This is a genomic window from Bradyrhizobium sp. i1.15.2 (assembly GCF_040548425.1).
GTDB lineage: Bacteria > Pseudomonadota > Alphaproteobacteria > Rhizobiales > Xanthobacteraceae > Bradyrhizobium > Bradyrhizobium canariense.
The window spans coordinates 23,400-49,244 of record NZ_JBEPRQ010000024.1 but is presented as its reverse complement, the minus strand read 5'-3'; the positions used below and the strand labels follow the sequence as shown (position 1 = coordinate 49,244).

General features: G+C 63.2%; 24 protein-coding genes. 10 read left to right on the top strand and 14 right to left on the bottom strand.

Features of this window, described 5'->3' with window-relative positions:
• Positions 1-20: 20 nt before the first annotated feature.
• Complete coding sequence (locus ABIB80_RS30525; protein ID WP_007595548.1) at positions 21-479, bottom strand: hypothetical protein; 459 nt, start codon at positions 477-479, stop codon at positions 21-23.
• Positions 480-779: 300 nt separating this feature from the next.
• Here ABIB80_RS30525 and ABIB80_RS30520 point away from each other — a divergent pair, with 300 nt between their 5' ends.
• The 3 genes from ABIB80_RS30520 (at position 780) to ABIB80_RS30510 (ending at position 3,901) form a co-directional block, all read left to right on the top strand.
• Positions 780-905, top strand: coding sequence for a hypothetical protein (locus ABIB80_RS30520; RefSeq protein WP_256375805.1), 126 nt, complete (start codon positions 780-782; stop codon positions 903-905).
• A gap of 155 nt (positions 906-1,060) precedes the next feature.
• On the top strand, positions 1,061-1,732 hold the full coding sequence (locus ABIB80_RS30515) for a hypothetical protein (protein WP_007595550.1): 672 nt from the start codon (positions 1,061-1,063) through the stop codon (positions 1,730-1,732).
• Positions 1,733-1,750: 18 nt separating this feature from the next.
• Entirely contained in the window at positions 1,751-3,901 is a 2,151-nt protein-coding gene (locus ABIB80_RS30510) for an adenylate/guanylate cyclase domain-containing protein (protein WP_007595552.1), read from the top strand.
• Between the two features lie 34 nt (positions 3,902-3,935).
• Here the strand turns inward: ABIB80_RS30510 and pobA are convergent, their stop codons facing one another.
• Positions 3,936-5,108, bottom strand: a complete 1,173-nt coding sequence (gene pobA / locus ABIB80_RS30505) for a 4-hydroxybenzoate 3-monooxygenase (protein WP_007595554.1) — start codon at positions 5,106-5,108, stop codon at positions 3,936-3,938.
• A 48-nt stretch (positions 5,109-5,156) separates the two neighbouring features.
• Between pobA and ABIB80_RS30500 the strand changes: the two genes are divergently transcribed.
• Entirely contained in the window at positions 5,157-6,062 is a 906-nt protein-coding gene (locus ABIB80_RS30500; protein ID WP_007595556.1) for a helix-turn-helix domain-containing protein, read from the top strand.
• Between the two features lie 361 nt (positions 6,063-6,423).
• Positions 6,424-7,035, top strand: a complete 612-nt coding sequence (locus ABIB80_RS30495) for a LabA-like NYN domain-containing protein (RefSeq protein ID WP_354128946.1) — start codon at positions 6,424-6,426, stop codon at positions 7,033-7,035.
• A gap of 18 nt (positions 7,036-7,053) precedes the next feature.
• On the opposite strand, the gene pcaG is transcribed toward ABIB80_RS30495, so the two are convergent.
• Positions 7,054-7,680: a protocatechuate 3,4-dioxygenase subunit alpha gene (gene pcaG / locus ABIB80_RS30490; protein WP_007595560.1), complete on the bottom strand. Its 627-nt coding sequence runs from the start codon at positions 7,678-7,680 to the stop codon at positions 7,054-7,056.
• A gap of 4 nt (positions 7,681-7,684) precedes the next feature.
• Positions 7,685-8,473 carry a protocatechuate 3,4-dioxygenase subunit beta gene (gene pcaH, locus ABIB80_RS30485; protein ID WP_007595562.1) on the bottom strand — a complete coding sequence of 263 codons (789 nt, stop codon included), beginning with the start codon at positions 8,471-8,473 and terminating at the stop codon, positions 7,685-7,687.
• A 93-nt stretch (positions 8,474-8,566) separates the two neighbouring features.
• Between pcaH and ABIB80_RS30480 the strand changes: the two genes are divergently transcribed.
• On the top strand, positions 8,567-9,496 hold the full coding sequence (locus ABIB80_RS30480) for a LysR family transcriptional regulator (RefSeq protein ID WP_035993424.1): 930 nt from the start codon (positions 8,567-8,569) through the stop codon (positions 9,494-9,496).
• A 387-nt stretch (positions 9,497-9,883) separates the two neighbouring features.
• Here ABIB80_RS30480 and ABIB80_RS30475 read toward each other — a convergent pair whose 3' ends face one another.
• From ABIB80_RS30475 to ABIB80_RS30455, 5 genes are all read right to left on the bottom strand, one after another.
• Positions 9,884-10,255: an immunity 53 family protein gene (locus ABIB80_RS30475; protein ID WP_007595565.1), complete on the bottom strand. Its 372-nt coding sequence runs from the start codon at positions 10,253-10,255 to the stop codon at positions 9,884-9,886.
• Positions 10,256-10,316: 61 nt separating this feature from the next.
• A complete protein-coding gene (locus ABIB80_RS30470; RefSeq protein WP_007595566.1) occupies positions 10,317-11,963 on the bottom strand; it encodes a GMC family oxidoreductase in 1,647 nt (548 codons plus the stop codon).
• 15 nt (positions 11,964-11,978) lie between these two features.
• Entirely contained in the window at positions 11,979-12,572 is a 594-nt protein-coding gene (locus ABIB80_RS30465; protein WP_007595568.1) for a GNAT family N-acetyltransferase, read from the bottom strand.
• Between the two features lie 200 nt (positions 12,573-12,772).
• Complete coding sequence (locus ABIB80_RS30460; protein WP_007595571.1) at positions 12,773-13,699, bottom strand: SMP-30/gluconolactonase/LRE family protein; 927 nt, start codon at positions 13,697-13,699, stop codon at positions 12,773-12,775.
• 134 nt (positions 13,700-13,833) lie between these two features.
• Positions 13,834-14,667: an AraC family transcriptional regulator gene (locus ABIB80_RS30455; RefSeq protein ID WP_007595588.1), complete on the bottom strand. Its 834-nt coding sequence runs from the start codon at positions 14,665-14,667 to the stop codon at positions 13,834-13,836.
• 179 nt (positions 14,668-14,846) lie between these two features.
• Here ABIB80_RS30455 and ABIB80_RS30450 point away from each other — a divergent pair, with 179 nt between their 5' ends.
• Positions 14,847-15,950, top strand: a complete 1,104-nt coding sequence (locus tag ABIB80_RS30450) for a mandelate racemase/muconate lactonizing enzyme family protein (protein ID WP_007595590.1) — start codon at positions 14,847-14,849, stop codon at positions 15,948-15,950.
• 9 nt (positions 15,951-15,959) lie between these two features.
• Here ABIB80_RS30450 and ABIB80_RS30445 read toward each other — a convergent pair whose 3' ends face one another.
• Positions 15,960-16,313, bottom strand: a complete 354-nt coding sequence (locus ABIB80_RS30445) for a hypothetical protein (protein ID WP_007595592.1) — start codon at positions 16,311-16,313, stop codon at positions 15,960-15,962.
• Between the two features lie 181 nt (positions 16,314-16,494).
• Here ABIB80_RS30445 and ABIB80_RS30440 point away from each other — a divergent pair, with 181 nt between their 5' ends.
• On the top strand, positions 16,495-16,719 hold the full coding sequence (locus ABIB80_RS30440; protein WP_007595594.1) for a hypothetical protein: 225 nt from the start codon (positions 16,495-16,497) through the stop codon (positions 16,717-16,719).
• A gap of 278 nt (positions 16,720-16,997) precedes the next feature.
• Here ABIB80_RS30440 and ABIB80_RS30435 read toward each other — a convergent pair whose 3' ends face one another.
• The gene (locus ABIB80_RS30435; protein ID WP_007595595.1) at positions 16,998-17,654 is read right to left on the bottom strand and encodes a glutathione S-transferase family protein; all 657 of its coding nucleotides are present in this window, start codon (positions 17,652-17,654) and stop codon (positions 16,998-17,000) included.
• Between the two features lie 182 nt (positions 17,655-17,836).
• Between ABIB80_RS30435 and ABIB80_RS30430 the strand changes: the two genes are divergently transcribed.
• Positions 17,837-19,060, top strand: a complete 1,224-nt coding sequence (locus ABIB80_RS30430; protein ID WP_007595596.1) for a polyhydroxyalkanoate depolymerase — start codon at positions 17,837-17,839, stop codon at positions 19,058-19,060.
• A 121-nt stretch (positions 19,061-19,181) separates the two neighbouring features.
• Here the strand turns inward: ABIB80_RS30430 and ABIB80_RS30425 are convergent, their stop codons facing one another.
• Positions 19,182-22,511, bottom strand: coding sequence for an adenylate/guanylate cyclase domain-containing protein (locus ABIB80_RS30425; RefSeq protein WP_354128915.1), 3,330 nt, complete (start codon positions 22,509-22,511; stop codon positions 19,182-19,184).
• Positions 22,512-22,828: 317 nt separating this feature from the next.
• Positions 22,829-23,344 carry a hypothetical protein gene (locus ABIB80_RS30420; RefSeq protein WP_007595598.1) on the bottom strand — a complete coding sequence of 172 codons (516 nt, stop codon included), beginning with the start codon at positions 23,342-23,344 and terminating at the stop codon, positions 22,829-22,831.
• Between the two features lie 570 nt (positions 23,345-23,914).
• Here ABIB80_RS30420 and ABIB80_RS30415 point away from each other — a divergent pair.
• Complete coding sequence (locus ABIB80_RS30415; protein ID WP_007595599.1) at positions 23,915-24,841, top strand: catalase family peroxidase; 927 nt, start codon at positions 23,915-23,917, stop codon at positions 24,839-24,841.
• 2 nt (positions 24,842-24,843) lie between these two features.
• Here the strand turns inward: ABIB80_RS30415 and ABIB80_RS30410 are convergent, their stop codons facing one another.
• A complete protein-coding gene (locus ABIB80_RS30410; RefSeq protein ID WP_354128914.1) occupies positions 24,844-25,770 on the bottom strand; it encodes an AraC family transcriptional regulator in 927 nt (308 codons plus the stop codon).
• Between the last annotated feature and the right edge of the window lie 75 nt (positions 25,771-25,845).

Here is a 25,845-nt window from a genome sequence, read left to right as displayed (position 1 = left end):
AGGCGGGATGAGACGTGGCCTTATGGTCTATTCCGTTCTGAGCCGAGCGATCCCGGCGCAAACGGATGGCGCGATCGCGAGCGGCCGTCGAGCCCCTTGGGCAGCTTGTCTGCGTTGAGCTTCACGACCGCACCTCTGGCCTCAACGGCGGGCACCTCGTCCTGGCTGTAGATCAGCGTCGCCTCGAAGGTCACATCGGGCGCCTGCTCGGCCGTTCCGGAACAAGTCGCCATCGCGCCGCTGCACACGCCCGAGAGCTTGACCTCGACTTCGTCGAGCCCGAACACGGTCGGCGGCCCCTCGGCATGTCGCCGCGTGGTCAGAACCGCCGTGAAGCGCTGCTCGTCGATTCGGTAAGAGCCGCCATACGTGAAGAAGCTGTCGCTGCCGGAGATTCGTCCCTCCGCCAGATGCACGACGCCCGTGCCCTGACCGCGCGGGGTCCTGAACCAGGCCGCATATTTGCCGTCTCTCAGCATGAAAACATCCACCGTAAAACTCAAACGTATTTGCAACCAACTCTGGGGCGCGACAATGACCCGCGCGGGGAGCATTCCGCCACGGTTAACGCCCTGCAAAGCGAGCCAGTCAAATTGCTGCCGACGCGCAGCGACGCGGGCGGGCGCACGCTCCCCCGTGCAGCGGGCAAGAAAGATGGAGCTCGTTGCATACCGCGCTAAAAACGATCGGCGTGCCGACCTCGTTTGGCAGCACGCATATAACCGCTATCAACTCCAGCCAGCTCGTGACAGCTAGCCTTCCTGTCGCGCTGGGAGGAAGTGGTCGAGATCGCCGACGGTCAGCAGGCGACGCCGTATCAGAAGACCGAGGCCACGCTCGCGCCCATTATTGATATAGAGAGTGCAGCGGAGGGCTACCCGGTCGAGGCCGTCCCAGCCGAATGAAATTATCCATCCGGTCGCCGGTTTGAACCTCTTCCTGATAGAGTGCACCAATAGCTGAGAGTGATTCCGGTCACACTTACCTGGGCGTTTCGCTGCTAAGCATCGGGCCTGGACGGGGACCGGGCAAGTATCGGTCGAATTGGATGAGAATTCCCATGAAAAGCCTGATCGGCGCTGTTGTCGGCGCGTGCTGTCTTGCTGCCCCCGCTTTGGCGGAGACCCCGGCCGCCATCGTCGAGGAGGTGCAAGGCAAGGTCGACGGTGTCGCGTTCATGGATTATGTGGCGCCGGGCAAGATCATCAAGCTGGGGCCCAAGGCAACCATTACGCTCAGCTATCTCAAATCGTGCCAGCGCGAGACCATCAGCGAAGGCGTCGTCATGGTCGGCACCGAGCAGAGCACCGTGCAACTCGGCGAGGTCAAGCGTGAAAAGGTGCCCTGCGATACCAACGCGGCAAAACTATCGGAGCGCGAGGCGAACCAGAGTGCCGCGACGACCTTCCGCACCATGCGGTCGGACGCCAAGGGCAACGCTCCGGCCAAGCTGCCGACGCTCTACGGCGTCGCGCCGTTGGTGCAGGCCAAGAGCGGCAGCACCCTGGTGATCGAACGTACCGATGGCAAGGAGCCCACGATCAGCGTTCCCCTCAAGAGCGAGACGATGGTCGGAGGCAAGTTCTATGACTTCGCCAAGGCCGGGAAGTCGCTGACGCCGGGCGGCAGCTATCTCGCCATCCTCGGCACCAAGCGTTACGCCTTCCAGGTCGATCCCAGCGCCACGTCGTCGCCAACGCCGATCGTCGGGCGCCTGCTGCGGCTCGAATAGGCAGCTAGCGGCGGGGCGATGCGGCGGATCGGCAGACGGGACATCGTTGCAGCGATCCTGATTGCGCTTCTTGCAGGCGCCGTCGTGACGTCTCCACCGTTGCAGACGCTGCAGGGCCTGTCGCTCGATATCCTCACGGCACTGCGCAGCAAGTTCGTCGGCGACCAACGCGATCCCGCGACATCCCCGGTCGTCGTCGTGGCCATCGACGGCGAGACCTACGACACTCCGCCGTTCAAGGGATCGCCAACGCAGACCTGGACGCGCGAGATCGGCCGGGTTCTCGGCAGCATCGACGACGGCGGCGCCCGGGCGATCGGCTTCGACGTCATCTTCCCGAGCTCGATCGAGCAGTCTGAGATTCCCTTCGGCGACGCGTCGCTGGGCACGCGACTCAAGGGATTCGATCGGGACTATCTCATCGCCCTGCGGAAGCTTTCCGACAGCGGCAAGCTGGTGCTCGGCGAGATCCTGAGCAACGACCATCAGGAAAGGCCCGACCGCGCGCAGCAATTGGTGGTGAGAAACAATATCCGCGCCCTCAACGTCCATACCGACACCGACGACGTGATCCGGCGGATGCCGCTGAGCTTCTCGATCGACGGCAAGCCGGTCCCCGCGATGGCGGTCGAGCTCGCCGCGCGCGCGCTCGCTGTAAAGCCCGAGATTGCACCGTCCGGAGCGACCGAATTGTCCGGTTATGCAATTCCGAGTGCGGTACCGAATACACTGGCGCTCAATTTTCGAGGACTGGGCCGCGACATTCCGACTTTCTCCTTCGCCGATCTGCGAGCCTGCGTCGAAAAAGGCGACCGCGATTTCTTCCGTCGCGCCTTCGGCGGCAAAGTCGTGCTGCTCGGCACCGCCCTGAATTTCGATGATCGCAAGCTCACCTCGATGCGACTGTCCGGCGGATATGACGGAACGCCGGGTCCACGATGCGCCCAGCCTGCCCCGGCGAGCACCGTACAAAAGGCCCGCAGCGACATCGCCGGTGTCTTCGTTCATGCCAACGCGGTGCGAAATCTGATCGAACGCGATGCGGTGACCGAGCTCGGCTTTCCACTGCGGAGCATTCTCACCATCGTGTTCGCAGCGATCGTGGCCTGCGCGGCCTGCGTGCTCGCACCGGGTGCCGCACTGATCGCCTGGTTTGGCCTCACCGCCGTATACGCCGCTGTGGCCGTCGGTGCATTCGTCCATGCCTTGGCGCTGCCGCTGACCGAGCCGGCACTCGCAAGCCTTGCCGCACTCGCGATGATGATCGGCTACCGTTTCGTGCTGGCCGATCGTGACGAGCGTTTCCTGCGCAAGAGCTTTGCGTTCTATCTCGCCCCCGAAGTGATCGAGACGATGGTGGCCTCCGGCAAGATGCCGGCGCTCGGCGGCGAAATGCGCAACGTCACGATGTTCTTCTCCGACCTGAGCGGCTTCTCCTCCATCGCCGAGACGATGACGCCGGGCGAACTGGTGACGCTGATGAACGAATATCTGTCGGCCATGACCGACATCATCGAGAGCCATGGCGGCTATGTCGACAAATATATCGGCGATTCCATCGTCGCCATGTTCGGTGCGCCCGCCGACGATCCCGCGCATGCGCGCCACGCCGTCCATGCCGCGCTGAAATGTCACGCAAAGCTGGCGGAGCTTAATGCCGCCAGCGCCGCTTTCGCCGGCCGCGGCCTGTCGCACCGCATCGGGCTCAACAGCGGCGAGGCCGTGGTCGGCAATATCGGCTCCCGCCGCCGCTTCAACTACACCGTGATGAGCGACACCGTGAACGTCGCCTCGCGGCTCGAAGGCGCCAACAAATATTATGGCACCTCCATCATGGCCTCAGAAACGACTGTCGCGCAGACAGGCAATACTTTCACTTGGCGCGAGCTCGACGCCATCAAAGTGATAGGACGCGGCGAGGCGATCAAAGTGTTCGAGCCCCTCGCGGAGAAGGGCACGGAGAGTGCCGGGCAGGCGAAGATTGCCGCCGCGTATGCGGAAGGGCTGGCGTGCTGGCGGGCAAGGGAGTTTGCGAAGGCGGCTGATGCGTTCGGGCGAACGGCGGAAATGGATCCGGCGTCAGCGCTTTTTGACAAGCGCGCGACTGCGCTCGCTACAAATCCACCGGGGTCGGATTGGACTCCGGTGAACATCCTAGAAGGAAAGTAGCGCAGCGTCGCACCGCTTTCGGGTTCACTCCACGCTAGAACGGCAACCCCACATAATTCTCCGCCAGCAGACGCTGCGCCGTCTCGGACGACAGCAGATACTCCAGCTCCGTCTGCTGAAGCCTGTTTTCATACTCGGAACGGTCGGGGAAGCGATGCAGCAGCATCGTCATCCACCACGAGAAGCGTTGCGCCTTCCAGATCCGCGCCAGTGCGTTGGCGGAATAGCCCTGAAGCCCGGAATCATCGTCGTTCTGATAGTGCGCGAGCATGGCGTGGTAGAGATAATAGATGTCGGAGGCAGCGCTGTTCAGCCCGCGCGCGCCCGTCGGCGGCACGATGTGGGCGGCATCGCCGGCGAGAAACAGGCGGCCGTAGCTCATCGGCTCGGCGACGAAGCTGCGCAACGGCGCGATGCTCTTTTCGATGGACGGTCCCGTGATCAGGCGGCCGCCGACCTCGTCCGGCAGACGACGCTTCAGCTCGGCCCAGAACGCATCGTCGCTCCAGTCCTCCACCTTGTCGGTGAGCGGCACCTGGACGTAGTAGCGGCTCAGCACTTGCGACCGCAAGGAACACAACGCGAAGCCGCGCTCATGCTTCACATAGATCAGCTCCGGCGACACCGGTTTCGTACGCGACAGCACGCCGAGCCAGCCGAACGGATAGATCTTCTCGTATTCCCGCAGCACGTCCTTCGGGATCGACTTGCGACTGACGCCGTGAAAGCCGTCGGCGCCGACGATATAATCGCAATCGACTCGGACGGTCTCGCCATTCGAACGATAGGTCACGTAAGGCCGGTCGGAGGTCAGGTCATGCGGCGTCACGTCCTCGGCATTGTGCACGACGTTGCCGCCGAGGCGGTCGCGCGCCTCGTAGAGGTCGCGCGTCAGCTCGGTCTGGCCGTAGACCAGCACCGAATTGCCGTCGGAATGCTTGTGGAGGTCGATCTGGGAGAGCACCCCATCATGGGCGATCTCGAATCCCTTGTGGATCTCACCCTCGCGGTCCATCCGCTCGCCGCACTGAGCCTCGCGCATCAGCCTGGCGAAGCCGTGTTCGAGCACGCCGGCACGGATCCGGGCAAGCACGTGGTCGCGGCTGGATTTTTCCAGCACGACCGTGTCGATACCCTTGAGGTGCAGGAGCTGGGACAACAGCAGCCCGGACGGCCCGCCGCCGATGATACAGACCTGAACTTTCATTTTTGCGTCCTCCTCGGCACTTTCTTGCAGATTCAGCGCCGCTGACCGATGGAGGCTTTCGTCTTTGTCTTGTACTATTCGAACATGAGACGCGCAGCCCCCGCCCCGGCGATCCGGGTCTACAATTTGTTCGGCGAGTCCGGCGATCTGCCCGATGTCGTGCATTGCGAGACGATTGCCTCGCGCTCGGTGCTGCACGACTGGACGCTGGCCGTGCACCGCCATGCCCGGCTGCACCAGGTGCTGCTGATCGAGCGCGGCGGCGGCGAAGCCACGCTCGACGGGCGCGTGGTGCAGCTGAAGCCGATGCAGATCGTCAACGTGCCTGTCGGCCACGTCCATGGCTTCCGTTTCGTGCCTGATACCCAGGGCTGGGTGCTGACCATCGCCGCGGAAATATTGGACGAAGCGCTGCTCGCCTCTGAAGGCCTGCGAAGTGCCTTGTCGCGCTCGGCCGTGATACGCGGCACGCCGCAGATCCGGACCACCATGAAGCAGATCTTTGCCGAACACGCCGCGCGCGATTTCGGCCGAGCGCATGTGCTGCGTGCACTGTCGGCGGCGATGATCGGGCTGGTGGCCCGCGCGCTCACTGGCGAGAGCGGTGGCAACGGCACGGCTGAAAGCGGACTATTCCGCCGCTTTGAGGCGCTGCTGGAACAGCATCATCTGGAACGCTGGAGCGTCGCGGACTATGCGGGCGCGCTGTCGATCACGCCGACCCATCTCAACCGGGTGACGCGGGCCGCAACTGGCGACACCGCCTCGCACCTGATCCTCAACCGGCTGATCCGCGAGGCGCGGCGCAACCTCGTCTATACCAATTTGCCGGTCTCGACGATCGCCTATGCGCTTGGCTTCGAGGACCCCGCCTATTTCAGCCGGGTCTATGCCGCCGCCACGGGCGTGTCGCCGCGCGCCTTTCGCGCGCAGCTCCACGGCGAGGAAGGCTGACACATCGGCCGATCGATCAGGCGCGCCTGTGGTCGAAGGCCACGCTGGGAACCGCAATGGCCTTTGTTGCCAGCGCTGCCACTTAACCTTCGTATATGGGGCCCTATCCTTTGGATAGGCGCCCTTTACCTCAGTACAATTGAGTAGGGAATGCGCGCGCCTTAGCCTGGCTGCATTCGGCGCCCTGGCGCCGGTGGGCATTGTATCCTCCCTAACCTGGGCGCAAGACGGCCGCCCCTGTCCGGTCGTCTGCGCTGCTTTTTCGGCAAGCCATCGGTGGCTTCAATGTTTTTCCGGCCGACACACCGCCCCCGGCGGTTGGACCGGCCACCTTTCGCGTACAACCGGAGATTTGTGCATAATGTCTTCGATTGAGAAGATCGCACTCTTTATCGATGGCTCCAATCTCCATGCCACCTCCAAGGCGCTCGGCTTCGACATCGACTACAGGCGACTGCTCGGCGAATTCCAAAGCCGAGGTGCGCTGTTGCGGGCCTTCTACTACACGACCGTCGTCGAGGATCAGGAGTATTCGTCAATCCGTCCGTTGATCGATTGGCTCGACTATAACGGATACACCGTCGTCACGAAACTCACGAAGGAATTCGTCGACGCCATCACCGGCCGCCGCAAGGTGAAGGGCAGCATGGATGTCGACCTCGCCGTAAATGCGATGGAACTCGCCGAGCACGTCGATCAGATCGTGTTGTTCTCGGGCGATGGGAATTTTCGTTCGCTGGTGGAAGCCCTGCAACGCCTCGGTGTCCGCGTGACGGTCGTCTCCACACTCTCCACTCAGCCAGCCATGGTCGCCGACGAGCTGCGCCGACGGGCGGACATATTCATCGATTTGGCAGAACTGCAACCAAAAGTGGGGCGCGATCCGGCCAATCGGCCGGGATCGCGCGAGATGCGTCAGTCACCGCAATTCCGCGCGCGCGTAGCGATCGATCGCGGCGACCAGGTGGAGTGAACCTTCGGGCGGCGGCTCTCACACGTCGAAGAACACCGTCTCTTCCGGCCCCTGCAAATTGATCGTGAAGGCATACACGATCTTGCCGCCACGCTCGCTGCGCTTTGCGATCAGCGTCGAACGTCGCATCGGCTGTTCGATCAGGCTGAGCACGGGGTCGGCGGCGTTGGCGGCCTCTTCGTCCGAAAAATAGAGGCGCGTGTTGAGACCGATGTTGATACCGCGCGCGACGGTCCAGACATTGATGTGCGGCGCGCCTTTGCGGCCGGTCTTGTCGATGATCGCGCCCGGCTTGATGGTCTCGAAGGTGACGAGACCGCTCTCGAAGTCGGAGCCGGCGCGACCCCAGCCGCGAAATTCCTCGTCAAGCGGGCCGGTCGACCGATCGGCCGGATGGTTGTAGCGGCCGGCCGCGTTCGCCTGCCAGATCTCCAGCAGCACGTCACGCAGCGGCGTGCCGCTGCCGTCGATCACCTTGCCCTCCAGCGTGATGCGTTCGCCTTGCGTGTTCGGCGTCACCAGCACATTGGAGAAGTTCTTCTCGAAAATGTCGAATCCGGCCATGGCCGGGATCAACCCGATATGCACGTAGGGCCCGGCCGTCTGCGAGGCGGTTTCCTTGAGGTAGTTGAGCGGCTGCGGCATGGACCTAGTTCCCTGCGGTGCGATTTTCAAAGTAAGTGGAGCGCCGGCCGCGCAAGACGATGTCGAAGCGGTAGGCGAGCGAGTCGAACGGGGTCGATGCATTGAGGTCGAGCGGCGCGACCAGGCGCTCCAGCGCATCCTTGTCCGGGATCGTCGTCAGGATCGGGCAGGCCGGGATCAGGGGATCGCCCTCAAAGTACATCTGGGTGATCAGACGCTGTGCGAAGCCCGAGCCGAACACCGAGAAGTGGATGTGAGCGGGACGCCAGCTGTTGACGTAGTTGCGCCACGGATAGGGCCCCGGCTTCACCGTGCGGAAATAATAATAGCCGGTGTCGTCGGTCAGCGCGCGACCGCAACCGCCGAAATTCGGATCGATCGGCGCCAGATACGTGTCCTTCTTGTGCCGGTAGCGGCCGCCGGCATTGGCCTGCCAGAACTCGACCAGCGTGTCCGGCACGCCGCGGCCCGTCTCGTCCAGCACGCGGCCGTGGACGATGATGCGCTCGCCGACGGGATCGCCGTCCTTGGCGTAGTTGCGGATCAAATCATTGTCGAGCGGGCCGAGGTCGTTGTGACCGAATACCGGCCCCGTGATCTCCGAGACCGAGGTCTCAAGCGACAGCAGCGCCTGGCGCGGCGAGCGCAGCACCGAGGATTTGTAGCCTGGCGCGTGCGCCGGCGGATGCATGGAACGGTCGCGCTGGAAGAAGCCACCGTCACCGAGCGGAGGCGTGAACGGCTCGGGGCGGTTGAGGCGGGGATCCCGCAAGGCTGGCGCCTGGGCATGCATCGGCGTTGTCTCTCCCTCTGGCGCCCGTTGGGGCGCACGATTTATCGGGAGATGATGGCGCGAGCTATTCTCAAGATAAATAGATCGATTATAATGAATTCCATGAAAAAAATCGATCATTTGGCGCTCGATGGCCACGCGCTGGAGCTGTTCCTGGCGGTGCTGGAAGAGGGCTCGGTGACGGCGGCCGCAACGCGGCTCGGCCTGACGCAATCCGCGGTCAGCCACGCCCTCAACAAGCTGCGGCGGATCGTCGGCGATCCGCTGTTTGCCAAATCCGGCCGCGGCATTGTGGCCACGGCGCACGCCCAGGCGCTCGCGGCAAAGGCGCGAGCACTGATCGACGAGATGCGGAGCTTTGCCGGCGGCGTCACGTTCGAGCCGGCGAGCGCGCAGCTTTCGCTGACAATCGCCGCGAACGACTTCCAGCGCGACCTGCTGCTGCCGCGGTTCTTCGATCATGTCGCCGCGCAAGTGAGGAGCCTGAACCTGCGCGTGATCCCCTCGCAGTCGCCGTCGCCAGCGATGCTTCGGGAAAACCGCTGCGACCTGCTGATCACGCCGCTGCCGCCGTCCGGCATCGACATCGTGCAGAAGCGCCTGCTGCAAGACCATTACGTTTGTTACTACGACCCCAAAGCGCGTGCCGCGCCGGCTACGCGCGGCGCCTATCTCGCGGCGCGTCACATCACGGTGGTCTACACTGACAATGAGCGCCTCGACTTCGATCGTCGGCTTGCAGCCAACGGCTTCCACCGCGACATCGCGATCTCCGTGCCGAGCTTCTCCGGCGTGCCGTCCTTCCTGCGTGGCTCGCAAATGCTGGCGAGCATGCCGAGCCTGCTGGCGCCCGGCGTGATGCACGGCTTCGCGCAGGTGCGGATACCGCTGGCCTCGCGCACGCGAACCCTGGCCGAGCTGCCGATGTTCATGGTCTGGCACCAGCGCTATCAGAAAGATCCGGCCCACCGCTGGCTCAGGAACCAGCTCGAGATCATCGCGGCGACGGCCGCGGGCCGCTGAACGCGCCGGCTGTGACGCATAAGCCACACCCAAGTCCTGTGTGATTCCGCAAGGAAAACGCCGCCTTGCGCGCGAACCAGCAGTTGCACGAAGAAAATACGGGCTGAAATCGTAAAATTGAAGCACAGTGCAACCTACGGGTCGTCCTGGCGAAAGCCAGGGCCATACCGCGTGACCTTTCGATAAGAATCCCCCCGCGGTGACAGACTGGATTGCTTCGCTGCGCGCTGCGCTCGCAATGACGGAGCAAGGGCGAGCATCGCCTTCTCCAACTCGCATTTCAAATCGCATCCTCGCGGCGCATCCGCCCGAGCTATGCTCTCTCCATCACCTCCTTCAAACAAAGAGGGTGCAGGGAAGGCCGGGTACCGGCTTGGACCATCCGGTCTACCTTGCGAGCTTTTCGATCTGCTCCGCCGAGCGCGTTTCAGCCCCGCGCAAGAAGATCGAAATGACTTCGCCGAGCCTGTCAGGAGGACAGGCCCCCGCGAACACATCGTCCTTCACGCGACAATGAAAAAACTTCCGATGATCGCTTGATTGAGGCTCGGCAACTTCTTCGAAAGTCCGGCCGGACAAATATGTATCCCTTAGCTCCACCTTGAAATTCCAGCCGGGATTATCCAACGTCTCGATCGTTATACCGTAGGTATGCTCCCAATCTCCATTGCATTGAGCCGCATACCAGCGCTCCAGTCGTTCAAGCACGTCGCCTACGTCTTGCAGCTTGTAGGGTGGGTCAGCGTCAGCGTAGCCCACCTCCTTTGTCTCCGCGTCGAGAGGCGTGGTGGGTTACGCTTCGCTAACCCACCCTACAAGGTCACGCCACCGCCGCATCCGGCACGCGCGCGGCTTCCATCGGCTGCTTGCCGCGGATGAGGTCTGAGGCGCGGTCGGCGATCATCATGGTGGAGGCATTGAGGTTGGCCGAGATCATGCGCGGCATCACGGAGGCGTCGATGACGCGGAGACCTTGCACCCCGTGAACGCGGAGCTGGTCGTCGACCACCGCCCAGGTCGAATCCGCCGGGCCCATGCGGCAGGTGCAGCCGGGGTGGAAGGTGGTGGTGCCGCGCTCGGTGGCTGCGGCCAGGAATTCGTCGTCAGTGTTGATGTTGGGACCCGGGAAATCCTCGTAGGCGTAATAGGGCGACAGCGGCGCGCTCTTCAAAAGCCTGCGCGCAAGCTTCATGCCGCCGACGATGACGCGGCGGTCGAGCTCGGCGTCGAGATAGTTGGTTTGGATGATCGGCGGCGCGAACGGATCAGACGAACGGATGCGGACATATCCGCGGCTCTCGGGGCGCTGCTGCCAGGAGGCCACCGTCATGCCGGGCTCGTCCTCGAGCTGGCCCTGCACGCCTTCCTTGTAGCTCGCCGGTGTGAAGGTGAGCTGGAGATCGGACGAATCCGCACTCTCGCCGGAGTGCCAGAAGCAATAGACCATGGTCGGCGACAGCGACAGCAGGCCGCCGCGCGTGGTAGCCCATTTCAGCGCTTCGACCCAGAGCGACAGACCACGGCGGAGCTCGTTGATAGTCCTGATGTCTTTGACGCGCGCGACCGTGCGCGGCGCGTAGTGATCTTGCAGGCCCTCGCCGACCGGAAGCGCGTGACGCACGGCGATGCCGTGGGCCTGCAACAGATCCGGTGAGCCGATGCCGGACAACTGCAACAGCTGCGGTGAATTATAGGTGCCGCCGGACAGGATCACTTCCTTGTTGGCGCGGACCTCGACCGGCGTGCCGCCAGAGCCGCCCTTCATGTAGCGCACGCCGACGGCGCGCTTGCCTTCGAAGATGATCTCGGTCGCGTGCGCGTGGGTGTGGACGTGCACGTTCGGCCGCTTCATCGCGGGCTTGAGGAAGGCGGTGGCGCCGGAGACGCGCAAGCCCTTATCGATGGTGCGCTGGCAATAAGAGACGCCTTCCTGCTTCGCGCCGTTGTAGTCGGGGTTGCGTGGAATGCCGAGGCTCACCGCGCCTTCCATGAAGGCTTCGCAAAGCGGATCGCGCCAGTTCATGGTGGTAACGGTGAGATTGCCGTCGCGGCCGCGGTAAACGTCCTCGCCCTCGCCGACGCGCTTCTCCAGCCGCCGGAAGTAGGGCAGCACGTCGGCATAGCCCCAGCCGCGATTGCCCATCTGCGCCCAGGTGTCGAAATCCATGCGCTGGCCGCGATTGTAGATATGGCCGTTGATCGAGGACGAACCGCCGAGCGTCTTGCCGCGCGGCGCGTAGATGCTGCGCCCGCCGGTCCAGGGCCCGACCTCCTGCTGGTAGGCCCAGTTGATGCTCTTCATATGGAAGGTCTTGATGAAGCCTGCCGGCAGATGGATGTAGGGATGCCAGTCGCTCGGGCCCGCCTCGAGCACGCAGACGCTGGTGTTGGGGTCTTCGCTCAGCCGGCTGGTGAGCACGCAACCGGCGGAGCCCGCGCCGATAATCACATAATCAAATCTGTCCATGGTGCCTCGGCCGCTCTAGCGCGGCTTGTCGTTGAGTTGATAATTCAAATGCATTCGCACGGTCGGCCATTCGGCCGCGGTGATGCTGTAGACCACGGTGTCGCGCAGCGTGCCGTTGGGCGCGACCTGGTGGCTGCGCAGGATGCCGTCCTGCTTGGCGCCCAGGCGCTCGATGGCGCGGCGGCTCTGGTGATTGAAGAAGTGGGTGCGGAATTCCACCGCAATGCAGTCCAGGGTTTCGAAGGCGTGGGTGAGCAGCAGCAGCTTGCACTGCGTGTTGAGCGGGCCGCGCTGCGCGCTCTTGCCATACCAGGTCGAACCGATCTCAACGCGGCGGTTGGCGGCATCGATGTTCATGTAGGTCGTCATGCCCACGATCTTGCCGCTGCCATCTAACACGGTGAAGGGGAGCATCGAGCCCGCGGCCTGAAGACCGAGCCGGCGGTCGATTTCCTTGCCCATGTTGTCCGGCGTCGGAATCGCGGTGTACCAGATGGTGGAGAGCTCACCATCCTTCACGGCCTCGATCAGCCCCTCGCGGTGCTGATGCGACAGCGGCTCCAGACCGGCATGCTGTCCGCGCAGGGTGATGGGATCAGGCCAGGGCATTGCAGGTCTCTCTCTGTTGTCATTGCGAGCGAAGCGAACCAATCCAGGCTGTCAGCTCCTCATCCTGAGGAGCGCGGCACGCGCGTCTCGAAGGATGAAGGCCCTGCTGGTGGCCTCGCCCTTCGAGACGCGCGCGAAGGGCGCGCTCCTCAGGGTGAGGGTCTGCCGGATTGCTTCGCTCCTCGCAATGACGGCTTGGCTCACTTGTTCAGGAAATTCAACGGCAAACCGCCGCGCGGCCAGTCCATGGCGATCAGCTCGCCCTTGCCTGAGAGCGTGATGTAGGCGGTCTTCAGCTCGGGGCCGCCGAAGGCGATGTTGGTGGTGACGCGGTCGCCGGTCGGGACCTGCTCGACCAGGGTGCCATCGGGCGCGATCACCGAGATGCAGCCGGAGACGAGGGTGGCGACGCAGACATTGCCGTTCGCTTCGACCGCCAGCGAGTCGAACATCTGGTAGCCGCCGAGGCCGCAGATCGGTTTGCCCCGCTCGCCGCGATAGATCACGTCGCGTGGCTTCAGCGTGCCGGGCGCGGAGAGCTCGTAGGCCCAGAGCCGGCCCGTCGGCGTCTCCGCGATGTAGACGGTGGCCTCGTCCGGCGACAGGCCGATGCCGTTTGCCGGCAACACGCCGTGGACGATTTCGACAATCTCTTTCATGCCGGGCTTGAGATAGTACATGCCGCCGACGTCCATCTCGCGCGCGCGGCGCTTGCCGAGATCGGAGAACCAGAGGCCGCCCTGCTTGTCGAACACCAGATCGTTCGGCCCGCGCAGATCGTGCTCGCCGCAACGCGTCACGACGGTTTCGATCTGGCCCGATTGCAGATCGACACGCTGGATCGAGCCGCCGAGATAATCGTCGGGCTGCGGACCCGGCATGATCATGTTGCGGGTCGGGATCCAGGAAAAACCGCCATTGTTGCAGATGTAGATCTTGCCGTCGGGGCCTAGGGCTGCACCGTTCGGGCCGCCCGGAATCTTCGCGACGATCTCCTTGCGCCCGTCGGGATGGATGCGGGTCAGGCGCTGGCCGCGGATTTCCACCAGCACGACCGAGCCGTCCGGCATCACGACCGGCCCTTCGGGAAATTCGAGGTCGGTGGCGAGAACGCGGACGTTGGACATGTGGGACCCTCCCGGCTGCTTGTTATGACTTGCACGGGATGTCCGGCACGGGTCCCACACGCAAGATTGCCTGCGGTTATGACAAAGTCGCCGAGGCTTGCCAAGCAAGCGGGATGGTATGCCAGCGTTGCGCGCTAATCTCGCACGGGTATCCAAATCTCCAGGCCGCCATTGCCGGTGGCGGGATCGAAGTTCTCGTCGTAGCGCTCGAAATTCGGTGCATCGGCAGCCTTCAGGCCGGAGGCCGGCAGCCACTGATTCCAGATCGCGTTGACGGTACGCCTGATCGAGGCGACGTGGTCGGCGTGGGTGAACACCGCGTAGCGCTGCTCGGGGATACGGATACGGCCGAAGCGGCGCGGCAGCTCGGAGAAATCGGCGACCTCGACGCCGGCGATGTAGTCGAAATTGCCGGCATCGTCGCCGTTGCAGCAGACGCCATAGGCGACGGGTCCAACGCGCGCGGGAATGTCGGCGACCTCCTGGTGGAAGCGCTGCCACAGTCCAGGAATGGCCGCGCCGTTGTCGCAGGAGATGCGCTCGTTGATGCCTGCGACGAGGAAGGCCCTTGTGGTTTCGAAGCGCGGGGTGGCGAGTTTGTCTGCGATGGTTGAGTCCATGAGGATCGGCTCCTGAAGCTTGAGATGGCCGGTGCATTGCGCGGCCCGCACCGCTTCGGGCGTGGTGCCGAACTGGTCGCGGAACGCGCGGGTGAATGCTTCGTGCGAGCCGTAATCCGCCTCCAGCGCCAGCGACAGGATGTCCGGCGCGCCGTTCGCAAGACTGCGCGCCGCTTCGCTCAGCCGCCGCGCGCGCACGTACCGCATCACCGGCAGGCCGGTGGCTGCGGCAAACGCGCGCACGATGTGGAACCGCGACACGCCCGATATCGCAGCGATCTCGTCGAGCGTCATCGGCTCGGCCAGATGGCTCTCGACATACCAGAGCGCGCGCTGGGCTGGGTTCATGGCGTTTCTCTCGTTCGAAGCGCGACCATGATGCATGGAAGTCCGCGGGTTTCGCTTGATCGGCGTTGCGGTCCCGCAAGAGGATAACGCCGGACCAGCCTCTGGCAACGTCCGGGCGTTCATGGCTACACTCGGGTTGTTCTTGAAACCGCTCATAAGAAAGCAGGAGGAACCGTGTCATGAAGATCACCGATGTGCGGCCGCACCATATCCGCATCCCCTATGACGCCGGTGTCGCGAGCTTCCGTCAGGGCGCTTCCGCCATCACCGCCCTCGACATGGTGATCGTCGAGGTCACCACCGACGCCGGGCTGACAGGCTGGGGCGATGCCTTTGCTTATGTCTGCCCCCGCACCACGCGCAGTGCCGTCGAGGAAATGATCGCACCGCAGGCCCGCGGGCTGGAGGTTCCCGATGCCGCCGGCATTCCCGCGGTCATGGAGCAGATCCAGCGTAACCTGCATCTGTTCGGGCGTTACGGCATCACCATGTTCGCGATCTCCGGGCTCGACATCGCGCTGTGGGACCTCGCCGCCAAGATCAAGGACGTGCCGCTGCACCGCCTGCTCGGCGGCACCAGGCGCCCGGCCATTCCGGCCTATGCGAGCCTGTTGCGGATCGGCTCGCCCGACAATATCGCCGCCGAATGCAAGAAGGCGCTCGCGCTCGGCTACGGCGCCATCAAGCTGCACGAGACCACGGCGCCGGCGGTGTTTGCCGCCCGCGCGGCGATCGGGCCCGGCATTCCGCTGATGGTGGACATGAACTGCCCGCTATCAGGCGAAGAGGCGATCGCGTTCGCCAGCACATGCCGGGACGCGCAGCCGATGTTCCTGGAGGAGCCGGTCTGGCCGCCGGAGGATTTTGCGGCGCTCGCCGAAGTCCGCAGCAAGGGCGGGCTCGGTGTCGCCGCCGGCGAGAACGCCTGCACCGAATATCAATTTCGCCAGATGATGGATGCGGGCGCGGTCAGCCACGCCCAGCCGTCCGTGATCAAGGTCGGCGGCATCACGGAATTTCTCAAGGTTGCAGCGCTCGCAGATCGGGTCGGCGTCAAGGTCGTTCCGCACTCCCCGTATTTCGGCCCCGGCCTGCTGGCGACCTTGCATCTCCTGGCGGGGCGCGACGACGGGTTCGTCGAGATGTTTTACCTGAAGCGCGAGGCCTGCCTCTGGGGCGGCCGCGCCGATGTCGATGCCACCGGCCATGTCGCGGTGCCGACCGGACCTGGGCTCGGCCATGAGCCCGATCGCAGCGTGATGGAGCGATATCGCGTCGCCTGAGCGCGGCGGCTATTTCGCCGCATCCTTTGGCGGCGGCGCATCCTGTTTCTTCTTCACATCCTCGGCGGTCTTCGCCTGCGCGGCCTGGAGATCGCCGAGCGTCTTCTGCAAACCGGCCACGGTCGTCTTCAACGCATCGATCTGGCGAGCCGCGGCGTCCAGCTTCTGCTGGTGATCGAGGTTCAGCTTGGTGATCGTCTTCTGGAGGAAGTCGACATTGCTCTGGAGGCAGCTGGTGCGGCGCTCCATGGTCTTCTCGACGGTGCAGATCTCGATGCCGGGCACGTCCTGCGCGCGGACCGACACAATCGCCAGCGTGGCGAGTACCATCGCGAAACAAGCGCCGGTGCTTCGAAGCAGCATGCAGGTTCCTCGTCAAATCAATCACGGCAATGTGCGCTTTTTGCACGCAGCCTGTCGAGGCTACCACACTCGCACCGCATTCTCGCGTTGAGCTTGCGGCTGTTCCCTCGGACGGGGAGCGATGATCTGCACGCGGAGGAAATGGGCGCTCCTTTCGCGGCTTTGTTTAGGGGAGTTTTTGATGGCAACGCGCGACAGACGACTGGCGGAATTCGACGGCGCCGGAGAACCGCCGCCTGGCCTTGCAGTCGAAGTGCTGTGCGAGGACCACAGCGGGACTTATCAGCTGCCGTTCGCCTGCCGCTATGTCGAGGGACGCTGGCAGAACCACACGGCTGGTGTCGCAGTCGAAGCTACCGTTATCGGCTGGCGCGTCCCGCGCATGAAGCATTCGGGCGTGGCCTGAGCACTGATTTCTGTCTCAAAATGCAACGGGGCCGCGTCCCGTCTTAACCTTCGGAACGCGGCCCGAACGAATCACGTCCGAATCAGCCGCAGGGCCCCGTACGCGCCTGTTCACGGCTAGATGTCGCAACTGGCCACCAGGCGCACACAATATCTGCGCAGCGCCTGAGCAGGGCCAGCCGGCCACCGGCGTCAAAAGTTAACGGCTTCAATGACATGACGGCTGGGTGCGGCGGTTGGATGCTCGCTCCCAAAACAGGCAGATGGCAGCCGGCCTGCCTAATATTCGACCTCGAGCTCCTCGATCTCGGCCGGCTCATCCCTTGCCGCCGCGATCCATTCCTTCATCTCCGGCATGGCCATGATGGTATCGGCATAGGCCTGCAGTTGCGGCTCGAGCTTGACGTTATAGGTCACGAAGCGCGTCACTACCGGTGCGTACATCGCGTCAGCCATGGTGCGGGTCTCGCCAAACAAGAAGGGCCCGCCCGATTTGTCCAGGCAGTCGCGCCAGATCGCCCAGACGCGATCGATGTCGGCCTGCGCGCGCGACCAGATCTTGAAGCCGGGGAAGTGCCCCTTCAAATTGACCGGCAGCGAGGCGCGCAAGGTGGTGAAGCCGGAATGGATTTCGCCGCAGATCGAGCGGCAATGCGCGCGCTGGACGCGATCCGCGGGCAACAGCCCTGCATTCGGCATCGCCTCGTTGAGATATTCGCCGATCGCCAGCGTATCCCAGACGACCGCGCCGTCGTGCCGCAGGCACGGCACCAGGATCGACGACGACAACAGCAGGATTTCGGCGCGCGCCGACGCGTCGTCCGGCGCGGTGACGATCTCCTCGAAATCGAGCCCGGAAAATTTCGTCAGCAGCCAGCCACGCAGCGACCAGGACGAATAGTTCTTGCTGCTGATGGTCAGTGTCGCCTTCGCCATGTGGCCTTCCCTCACGCCTGTGACTCACGCCTAAGACATGCACCCCGCCCGGACTGCGGGAGTGCGCAGTGCCTGTGCTTCCCGCAAAAAGAGCAGCAAGCGACGTGCCAATCTTGAGGGCGGCCCATCCCGGGTTTGGCTCCGATATTGCATAGCAGCACGGGACAGGTGGGCGTTTCAGTATGATGTCGATGTATTATCAGGCCTTTCAGAACCAAATGGACCTGACGGCGCCGTGGCGGTCGGGCGCTTCGTCCGCGCTCAAATTCCTCAATCTGGTGCCGCAGGGCTTGTCGGATCAGGTCGTCGGCCGGCTGTCGGCCGCGCTGGAGCTGATCTCCCGCTCCACCCTCACCTATCACCGCCCCGCCTACGGCATCGACAGCGTCATGGTCGGCAATCGCGAGGTCGCCGTGACCGAGGAGATCGCTTACGCGACCCCGTTCGGCTCGCTGCTGCGTTTCAAGAAGGAGGGCGTGGGCGAGCAGCCACGCATGCTGCTGGTGGCGCCGATGTCCGGCCATTTCGCGACGCTGCTGCGCGGCACCGTGAAGACGCTGCTCCAGGACCACGACGTCTACATCACCGACTGGCACAATCCGCGCGACATTCCCCGCAGCGAGGGCCGTTTCGGGCTCGACGACTATACCGAGCATCTCATCGACTTCCTCGGCCAATTGGGCCCGCGCCCGCATATGGTCGCGATCTGCCAGCCCTCGGTCTCGGCGCTCGCGGCCGCAGCGATCATGTGCGAGGGCAACCATCCTTCGCGGCCGGCGACGTTGACGCTGATGGCCGGCCCGATCGACACGCGCATCCAGCCGACCAGGGTCAACGAATTCGCCAAGAGCAGGCCAATCGACTGGTTCGAGCAGAACCTGATCAACTACGTGCCGATGCAGTGCCGCGGTGCCTTGCGGAAAGTCTATCCCGGCTTCGTGCAGCTCACCGCCTTCGTCTCGATGAATCTCGAGCGCCACATCAAGCAGCACATCGATCTCGCCGATCACATCGCCAAGGGCGAGAAGGAGAAGGCGGCCAGCATCAAGACCTTCTACGACGAATATTTCGCCGTGATGGACCTGCCTGCCGAGTTCTACATCGAGACCGTGCGCGACGTGTTCCAGGAGCATCTTCTGCCCCAGGGCAAGCTGATGCATCGGGGACGTCCGGTGGACACCAAGGCCGTCAGCCGCATGGGGCTGATGACGGTCGAGGGCGAGAAGGACGACATCTGCTCGATCGGCCAGACGCTGGCCGCGCAAGACCTCTGCACCGGCGTGCGCGCCTACCGCCGCGTCCACCACATGCAGGCTGGCGTCGGCCATTACGGCGTGTTCTCGGGCAAGCGCTGGAACAACGAGATCTACCCGCTGCTGCGGGATTTCGTGCACGTGAATTCGTAACCCGTCAGCCCCTGGCCCGTACGTCACGAGCGAACTTCAACGCGCATTGCAGTGAGGCGACCGGAGACAGGATCTCGACGCCTTTCCTGACCAAACGGCCAGCTAGAGAAACCGCACGTGCCTAATGCACTTGCTTGAGCAGCTCTCTGGCTTCAACGACTTCGGGAAGATTGCGCTCCGCATCGAATTCAGCGAGCACGGGAGCGAGCACCTCGGATACCGCGCCCGCTCGGCCATTTGTCTTGTGCAGGCGTGCAAGTCCAAGGGCGCTGCGCAGCTCGAAAGTCTTCACCTGTTGGTGCCGTGCGATTTCCAGCGCTCGGTTTAGCGCATTTTCGGCACTGGCTAGGTCCGAAGGATCATGACGCAACAAAAGCTCCCCGTAGACGCGATGCAGCTCGGCATCAAGCCAATGCTGACCGGATTGCCCCGCCCATGCGATCAATCCGCTCAAGATTTCCAGCCCGTTTTCGAGTCGGCCCGACTCTGCATCCGCCATCGCGACATGCATCCCCCAAAACGGCTCACAGAGGTAGCAGTCATTCTCGTGCAGCAAGGTCCAGCCGCGACGCATTTCCGTTAGCCCGGCCATTCCGTCGCCGGCACGCCACTTGGCCAGGCCATTCAGGTAGGTGCCGGCGGCCACATACAGCGGCATCGTGTGGTCGCGAGCGAGACCGAGCGCCAGGATCGTCTCTGTTTGCTGCAACATGCCCCCGCATAGTCCGTCGAACACAGCTCGATGAACAAGCGCATTGGCCTGAGAAAGCGCCCGTTTTTCTCCGGAAGCACTTATCGCTTCCACGGCGAGGCGACGTGCGCGAGCGATCCTGCCAAGCGGCCAAAGCACCAGGGCAAGAAACCTCATGATCACGAATGGGAGATCCAGTGCCGAGCCCCTAAACGTCGCGGGATCCGGCTCGTCACCATAGATCTCTAGTGCCTTCTCAAGATGTACTCTCGCGTTCAAGTAGTCGCCCCCGAACCAGCAGGTAACCCCGCCCGTCCAATGTGCAACGACGGCGGCCACCGGTGAGTCCGGTCGCCGTTCAGCGGCGTTCACGATAGCATCCACCAGCGCCCGCATCGGCGCGAGTTCGCCGTGTGTCAGGCAGGCATTGAAGAGACCCGAATGGACTGGCGCAAGTTCAACCGGATCATTGATGTCGGCTGCGAACTGTCGGGCGCGCGTCCATGCGGCTACCGTTTCGGGAGCGCTGTGCCCGAGGCTGCCCCGTAATGCACGGCCATATGCGATTTGAAGATGTAGCCTACTCATCATCCGGTCAAGCTCATCGGGCAGCTCATCGGCGACGGCAATCGCCTTGCCGAGATGTGCAATCGCCTCGGAATAGGCGGAGCGTTTCAGCGCCTGCAGGCCCGCCTTGCGCCACCATTCGAGGGCGACCTCGTTCAGCCCCGCCTCAGTGAAGTGGTGTGCCAGAACTTCCGGCTCAGTCTCGGCGACGACTGGAAACTTCTCGCGCAGGACATCGCCGATGCGCTTGTGAAGCACCTGCCGTTTGCTCTTGAGCAGGCTCTCGTAGGCCGCTTCCTGAACGAGAGCGTGCTTGAAACTATAGTTTGCTTCGGGCGGAGCCCCGCGACGCACCAGCAGTTCGGCCTCTTCGAGTTGCGCTAGCGCAGCGCTCAGCGTCAGATCATCGCGTCCCGCCACATATCTCAGCAGCGCGTATGAGAAGTCGCGACCGATGGCGGCGCCTATCTGCGCCAACTCCTTGACCGGGGCCAGCCGGTCAAGCCGCGCCATCAGCGAATCCTGCAGCGTCGCGGGAATAGCGAGCGGCGGGAGCGGATTATCGAGGCGATAGCGCCCGGCATCTTCGACGAGTAGCCCGGACTCCAGCACCATCTTGGTCAATTCCTCGACGAATAGTGGGATGCCATCCGTCCTATCGATGATCTGCTTCATCATCTCGCGTGGCAGCTGACGACCAACGGCTACCTGTTCGACCAGCGCGCGCGAGTCCTGCCGATCGAGTCGGTCGAGCCGCAACAGACTAACGTTGGCAAGGCCCGACCAGGAGGGCTCGAACTCTGGCCGGGATGTCATGAGCACGAGTATCGGCAGGCCTCTGATCCGATCGACCGCGAGATCGAACAGTTCAAGTGTCGTGGCATCGGCCCAATGCATATCCTCGCAGATAATCAGCAGGGGTTGCTCTCGCGCCAACCCCTCAAGCTGATCCAGAAGGGCGGCAAATGTCTGTCGCCGCTGCTGCGCCGGGCTCAAACTCAGCGGCGGACAATGGTCGTCGGTGGGAATCGAAAGGAGAGCCGCAATGAGCGGTGTCGCTTGGGCGACCTGCTGTGTTCCAAGCGCCAGCATTGCCTCGAGCTTGTCGAGCTTTTGCCCAGGCGTGTCGTGCGACCTGATGCCGGCGGCGCGCTCGAGCTGCGCGACAAAGGGATGGAGCGCACTGTTGATATGGTAGGGCGAACACTGATATCGCACCCGGCGGTGAGCCCCCAACGAGGGGCTTTCGGACAGCGTTGCGACAATGCGCGACTTGCCGATGCCCGCTTCGCCAGAAATCAATACCATCTGCCCCTGCCCCTGCCATGCCAGCCGCTGGCGCGAGAGAGTGAACTCGATCTCGTCCCTGCGGCCGACAAAACCGATCGAGCGTACCGCGCGGACCGCCTCGAAGCGACTCTCGGATGCGATCGCTCCCTCCACCGCCCAGACTGCGATGGGTTCGGCTATGCCCTTGACCTCACGGCGGCCGAGATTGCGAAACGTGAAGAGATCACCAAGCAGCCGGCGCGTCGACGAAGCAACGACGACCGCGCCCGGTTCCGCCAGGCTCTGGAGCCGAGCGGCAAGGTTTGGTGTGTCGCCGACGGTTGCCTGTTCCTCTGACGCATCTCCGCTGATGAGGTCACCGACCACCACAAGCCCTGTCGCAATTGCGATGCGCAGTTCAACCCGTTCGTCGGCGCCTGTTTTGAGCTGCCCAATTGCGGAGATAGTGTCGAGACCCGCTCGCACTGCGCGCTCCGCATCATCCTCGTGGGCGCGAGGATAGCCGAAATAGACGAGTATTCCGTCGCCGACGAACCTGGCTATCCTGCCGTCATAAGCCGCAACGACGCTCGCGCAGGCGGCGCGGTAGGCCCGGATCACTTCCCACATATCCTCGGGATCGAGACGCGCCGAGAGCGCGGTCGAGCCGACCAGATCGCAAAACATAACGGTGAGGTGGCGCCGCTCGGCGTCCTGAGGAGGCGTCGGCGATGCGATCAACGCGGCTGGATCGAGGTCGGCAATAGCACGCAGCATTTTGCGGCGATGGCCTAGCAGGACTCCGAGCTTATCAAAGTCCTCGTCCATCAGTTCGGGGAGGATGCCCACGTCGATTGCATTCTGGGCAAAACGCTCTGCGTATTGCCCAAGCCCCAGTTTGTCGAGCCACTCCGCAATCTGCATTGGCTCCACCGATCGTGTGGTTGGCGGTTAGCAGGATTTTGGACCACGGCGCGGGGACGATATCCCAACATCGCCATGATGGCACGTCTTGTTTGTTGTGCGATAATTTAGGTTACTCAGTACCGACACGGCTTCCAAGCCGGGTCGCCGCCCGGTGCGAAAGACTGCGCTACCCAACATCGTCTTCACGCAGCGTTGCACGACAGAGGTTGCGATGAGTGATCACGACTCACTCGGGACCTGAAGCCGAATCCAGCGCTGCGGCTTGTGCTCTCGTCATGACGCCAAGCAGACGTTATTGGGTGAGCACAATTCCTTCATTGCTTGTCCATGCGTGCTTCGTAGTTGCGAGCCATCGTGCCCGCCGCGACTTGGAGCGAAGAACCAACCACCCAACAGCCGGCAACAAAGGCTATCAGCCCATTGGCTGGGTTATGATCAAGGACAAGGATGCTGACGGACAGAGTTGCGGCAATCGCGGCGCCGAACGTTCCGGCCGCACTCATAATCTCAGCCGGCTCGGAACCATTCCACTCTTCCGAGGTGCTCGAAATCGACTTCCGCGCGACACTGCGAGACAAATCAATTCCGACGTAATAGCTAAGAGCTCCGTAGAGCATCGTTATCAGCACGATCCAGCCGCTTTCAAACAGTCCGCCTTTCTCACGCAACAGGGCCGCACCCACATAGAGGCCGCAAGAGGCCCCAACGGCTGCGAGCCCTATTCTTTCAAGAAGATGGGCCGACCTGATCAGACCGGAACGAGCGATCCGAAGATTGCCGGAGCCCCTCGTTAGGGAAAATGCGCTGGAAATTGCATCACTAATTTTCATTGGGGGTCTCCTTCTTAGGTAAGTAGCGACCTACCGGCCGACCCCGAATAGAGGCAGCCTCGTGGACGCGTTTTGCGATTGCCTTGATTCCAACTTCTGAAAAATCTGTGCTGAGTGATGGGGCTGGCTTGCTCGTGAGCAAGACGAGAGCCAATCCAAAGCTGCGAGCACGCGGCTACGCAGGCATTGCATCTCACCCGTGCCTGTCAGTTAAGTCCGGGTGCGGCAATTTCTTGCGGGAGTGATAGCTCGAAAAGAGAGTGGTGAAATATGAGACGGTTCACATAACGCGGTTCCCCGTTGCTCTATCCGATCACAATTTCCGGAGGACAAGTCTGCATCGTCGCGAGACCCGGGAGCGCGGGAGCTGAAAGAGCCATCAGTAAACAAGTTGTCCCGCGTCTCGCCGACATCAGATCTATCCACTCATACCATGTTTTGCCCACGTGAATTCCCGAAGCGCGAGCAAGCAATCAGCAGGATCGGACAAGGCAGCGCGGCTTTGGGAAAGACGCCGGCGCTGCACCAGACCTAAAACCTGGCCATGCCGCTCGCGCCGGAGGCCAAGCCATGTCCGAACTTCCCACCCCCGCTGCAACACCCGCCGCGGTCGTCGATGCATTGAAGGCGGTCGCAGGCAATCCGCCGAAGGTGCGCGCGAGCTTCGCCAAGGGTCGATGTGTGCGCGGGACCTATGCCCCGTCCGATCGCGCGGCAGAGATCACGCGATCGCTGAGCTTCACCAAGCCGTCGCGGGTGCTCGCGCGCTTCTCCGTTGGCGGCGGCAATCCCGGGGTGACCGACACCAACAATCTCGTCCTGCGCGGCTTCAGCTTCAGGCTTGGCGACGACGCGCATCGCTCGGACATCCTGACGGAAACCGCTCCGGTGCATTTTGCACGGACGCTCGACCAGATGCTCGCCTTCCTCGAGGCGCGCATCCCAGGCGCGGACGGCAAGCCTGACATCGAGAAGGTCCGGGCCTTTTCCGCGGCCAATCCTGAAACACTGAACCAGGCGAATTACGTCGCGGCACGCCGGCTGCCCGGCAGCTTTGCCGCCACGACTTATTGGGGCGTGCACGCCTTTCCCGCGACGAACGCCAAGGGTGAAACCCGCTTCATCAAGTTCAAGGTCGCGCCTGTGGGCGGTGACGTCACCTTGAGCGAGGACGAAGCGAGGGCGAAGTCGGCTGATTTCCTGCATGACGATCTCGCGCGGAGGATCGCAGCCGGCGATGTCCGCTTCAACGTGATGGCCTTGCTCGACCGTCCCGGCGATCCCACCATGGACGTGACCCTGCGATGGCCGGACGAGGACAACCGTGAGCAGGTGCGGCTAGGGACGATCGTCATCACCAGCCTCGAGACCAACGAGGCCTGCGACGGATCCATCTTCAATCCCGTCAATCTTGCCGACGGCATCGGCCATCCGCCGGACGAGATCTTTGCGGCGCGCCGCACGGCCTACACGATCTCGCTGGCGAAGCGCCGGTAAATTCAAGTCTTGTCCCGTCCGCCATCCGTTTCGCGGCGCCATGCGCCCGGACTGACGCCGACGATGGACGAGAACACCCGCGTGAAATGGCTCTGATTGGCAAATCCGGCCGATATGGCAATCTCGGACAACGGCAGGTCGCGAACTGTCATAAGTTGCTTGGCCGCCTTGACGCGCTGCTGAAGCAGCCATTGATGCGGCGGCAGTCCGGTGGAGATCCGGAACGCGCGTGAGAAGTGGCTGACTGACAGACCAAGCTCGGTCGCGATCAGCTGCAGCGCGATCTTGCCCGAGAGATCGGAATCGAGCCGGTCACACGCACGTTTCACCTGCCATGGCGCGAGACCGCCGCGGCTCGGTTCTGCGGCTGGCTTCAGCCCACCATAGGTCTGGGCGACATGGGCGGTGAGCGCAAGCATCATGTGATCGACGAAAAGCTGGTTGGTCTCGTCGGGCCGGCACAGTCCTTGCCGCAAGGAGGCACCGACATGTCGAACGACCTCGTCGTCATGACCGACACCTGGCTCGTAGCTGAGCTCGCCAACGCGCGGCCCGCCCGGTTGCCTGGCAATGCCGTTGAGCGCCGAGCGCGGCAAATAGAAGAAGAGCGAGTGAAACGGCTTGTCGATCACATAGCGCGGGTCGCGCTTGAGGTCGTACAGATAGGTCGCACCTGCGCGAACATCCGCCTTGGTGACACAGCGGCCCTCCTCCCAGCATTCGCAATCCGGATAGTCGCGGAGTTTCAGGCTGAGGAGATAGGCATCTTCCGCAGCCAGGGAACCGGAAATATCCGGCGTCGGATCGTCGTTGCGAACCTCGGTGACCGCGAGCTCGGCGCTGTGCAGCGAACGCGTGATCAGGACCGGTGCTTGCTCGGAGCGAAGGCCCTGCCCGAGCCTCTGCCCGTAGACGCCTGCTTGTGTCATTCTAGTAAATCCATCCGTAAAGGCACGCCTTCGCCGGCCTTCCCGAGATCCGCGCATTATCGGAGATCGACGGCC

Coding starts and splice junctions, on each gene's coding strand:
- ABIB80_RS30470 (WP_007595566.1), bottom strand. CDS start 11,963: ATGGACAGATTTGATTATGTGATTATCGGCGCGGGCTCCGCCGGTTGC.
- ABIB80_RS30435 (WP_007595595.1), bottom strand. CDS start 17,654: ATGGCGAAGGCGACACTGACCATCAGCAGCAAGAACTATTCGTCCTGG.
- pcaG (WP_007595560.1), bottom strand. CDS start 7,680: ATGCCGCAGCCGCTCAACTACCTCAAGGAAACCGCCTCGCAGACGGCC.
- ABIB80_RS30430 (WP_007595596.1), top strand. CDS start 17,837: ATGATGTCGATGTATTATCAGGCCTTTCAGAACCAAATGGACCTGACG.
- ABIB80_RS30495 (WP_354128946.1), top strand. CDS start 6,424: ATGTCTTCGATTGAGAAGATCGCACTCTTTATCGATGGCTCCAATCTC.
- ABIB80_RS30510 (WP_007595552.1), top strand. CDS start 1,751: ATGCGGCGGATCGGCAGACGGGACATCGTTGCAGCGATCCTGATTGCG.
- pobA (WP_007595554.1), bottom strand. CDS start 5,108: ATGAAAGTTCAGGTCTGTATCATCGGCGGCGGGCCGTCCGGGCTGCTG.
- ABIB80_RS30525 (WP_007595548.1), bottom strand. CDS start 479: ATGCTGAGAGACGGCAAATATGCGGCCTGGTTCAGGACCCCGCGCGGT.
- ABIB80_RS30450 (WP_007595590.1), top strand. CDS start 14,847: ATGAAGATCACCGATGTGCGGCCGCACCATATCCGCATCCCCTATGAC.
- ABIB80_RS30445 (WP_007595592.1), bottom strand. CDS start 16,313: ATGCTGCTTCGAAGCACCGGCGCTTGTTTCGCGATGGTACTCGCCACG.
- pcaH (WP_007595562.1), bottom strand. CDS start 8,473: ATGCATGCCCAGGCGCCAGCCTTGCGGGATCCCCGCCTCAACCGCCCC.
- ABIB80_RS30440 (WP_007595594.1), top strand. CDS start 16,495: ATGGCAACGCGCGACAGACGACTGGCGGAATTCGACGGCGCCGGAGAA.
- ABIB80_RS30460 (WP_007595571.1), bottom strand. CDS start 13,699: ATGTCCAACGTCCGCGTTCTCGCCACCGACCTCGAATTTCCCGAAGGG.
- ABIB80_RS30420 (WP_007595598.1), bottom strand. CDS start 23,344: ATGAAAATTAGTGATGCAATTTCCAGCGCATTTTCCCTAACGAGGGGC.
- ABIB80_RS30480 (WP_035993424.1), top strand. CDS start 8,567: ATGAATTCCATGAAAAAAATCGATCATTTGGCGCTCGATGGCCACGCG.
- ABIB80_RS30500 (WP_007595556.1), top strand. CDS start 5,157: ATGGAGGCTTTCGTCTTTGTCTTGTACTATTCGAACATGAGACGCGCA.
- ABIB80_RS30410 (WP_354128914.1), bottom strand. CDS start 25,770: ATGACACAAGCAGGCGTCTACGGGCAGAGGCTCGGGCAGGGCCTTCGC.
- ABIB80_RS30455 (WP_007595588.1), bottom strand. CDS start 14,667: ATGAACCCAGCCCAGCGCGCGCTCTGGTATGTCGAGAGCCATCTGGCC.
- ABIB80_RS30415 (WP_007595599.1), top strand. CDS start 23,915: ATGTCCGAACTTCCCACCCCCGCTGCAACACCCGCCGCGGTCGTCGAT.
- ABIB80_RS30515 (WP_007595550.1), top strand. CDS start 1,061: ATGAAAAGCCTGATCGGCGCTGTTGTCGGCGCGTGCTGTCTTGCTGCC.
- ABIB80_RS30465 (WP_007595568.1), bottom strand. CDS start 12,572: ATGCCCTGGCCTGATCCCATCACCCTGCGCGGACAGCATGCCGGTCTG.
- ABIB80_RS30425 (WP_354128915.1), bottom strand. CDS start 22,511: ATGCAGATTGCGGAGTGGCTCGACAAACTGGGGCTTGGGCAATACGCA.